The 1,601-nt window shown below is 61.6% G+C and carries 2 protein-coding genes; one reads left to right on the plus strand and one right to left on the minus strand.

All coding sequences use genetic code 11. The annotated features are described in order from the left end of the window. The first annotated feature begins 86 nt into the window (after positions 1-86). Positions 87-1,235, plus strand: a complete 1,149-nt coding sequence (locus DS839_RS35755) for an IS110 family RNA-guided transposase (protein WP_368912116.1) — start codon at positions 87-89, stop codon at positions 1,233-1,235. 34 nt (positions 1,236-1,269) lie between these two features. Here DS839_RS35755 and DS839_RS37125 read toward each other — a convergent pair whose 3' ends face one another. Further along, on the minus strand, positions 1,270-1,401 hold the full coding sequence (locus tag DS839_RS37125) for a hypothetical protein (protein ID WP_368912117.1): 132 nt from the start codon (positions 1,399-1,401) through the stop codon (positions 1,270-1,272). Positions 1,402-1,601 lie beyond the last annotated feature (200 nt).

A 1,601-nucleotide genomic window follows, 5' to 3' on the forward strand; every position in this document is an offset into this window, starting at 1 on the left:
AGAAGATTCAATGGGGCGGACGACGAGGGTAAGATGCCCATCGTTGTCCACACATCTGATGGAGCGTGACCCCCATGCAAAGTGATATGAGCAAATCCCTCGTCGTCCTCAATCAGGATAGCACGCTGATCGCGGTGATCGATATGGGCCTGTCGAGTTGGCTGGTTGCCGGCCTTGTTCCCGGGCTGACGCGGCAACCGAAGAAGAGGCTCGACCCCCCTGATCCCAAGGCGTTGCTCGTCCTGCTCCAGCGCTGGCGCGATGAGGCGGTAAAGGCTGGGCGGACGATAGAACGCATCACGGTGGCTTATGAAGCCGGCCGCGACGGCTTCTGGCTGGCCCGCTGGCTTCAAGCGCGTGACATCGAAGCCTATGTGATCCACTCGAACAGCATTCCGGTGCCGCGCGAGCATCGTCGCCGCAAGACCGACCGGCTCGATAGCGAGCTTCTGCAGCGTGCTTTCCTGGGCTGGCTGCGCGGTGAGCCGAAGCACTGCATGATGGTGCAGATCCCCTCTATGGAGGAGGAGGACCTGAAGCGCCCCAATCGCGAGCACAAGCGGCTCACCAAGGAATCCACCGCCCTGACCAACCGGCTGAAGGCCTGTCTGATCCGCTTCGGCATCCGCGATTTCGATCCCACTCTCAAAAAGGCAGTGCAACAGCTCGACAGGCTGGTCACGCCGGAAGGCGTATCGCTGCCTGCCAACACCCTTGCCGAGCTTCACCACGACCTGGCCAGGTTGCGGCTGGTCGAGGAGCAGCTCAAGGCGATCGAGAGCGAACGCAAAAGAAGGCTGGCCACCGCCGCCAAGGACAAGCACACGATCATGATGCGCCAGCTGAACCGGGTGGTGGGTTTGGGGCTCGAGGTCGCCGATGTGCTGACCAGCGAAGTGTTCTGCCGGCCCTTGCCCGACCGCTGGGCGGTTGCCCGTTATGCCGGGCTCACCGGCTCGCCCGATGAGAGCGGCAAGCGGTGCCGCGAGCAAGGTCTGGCGCGCGCCGGCAATCTGCGGGTGAGAACCGGCATGCTCCAGTTCTCCTGGCTGTTTCTGATCCATCAGGCGGACAGCCCGTTGGCGCAGTGGTACCGGCAGAGAACCCAAAGCGGGCGCAAGGACGTGCGCAAGGTGATGATCGTGGCACTCGCCCACAAGCTGCTCATCGCCCTGTGGCGGATGGCCACTCAGGGCGTGATCCCCGAGGGCATCAGGCTGCGCGAGGCAGCCTAACAGGAAGTTGGCAGAGGAGGAGGTTGAACAGGGCTTATCTGGAGAAAGGTTTCGGCACCTGGTGCCGTTCACGATCCGGGGTGATGGCTGACCGTTGTGCCACCATGGCGTTAATGCCGCGGAGAAGATTGGAGCCAGCATCACGGAACTTGCCGACGATGCGCATGACTGCATCATGGTTTGGTCCTCAGGACCGCCGTATACAAGGCTGTGGCGGAAGTTTTCGTCGCACCATGCAAGTTCCCCTCAGATCGCTCACCTCGATCCATCGCTCTGTGCACCTCCACCAAACAGAAGGAGTAAAATGTGGGAAAAAGTGACCTTGACAAAAAGCCCCATACAAGGTGGCCGAAGGCCGGATGAGGG

This window comes from Taklimakanibacter deserti (assembly GCA_003574785.1).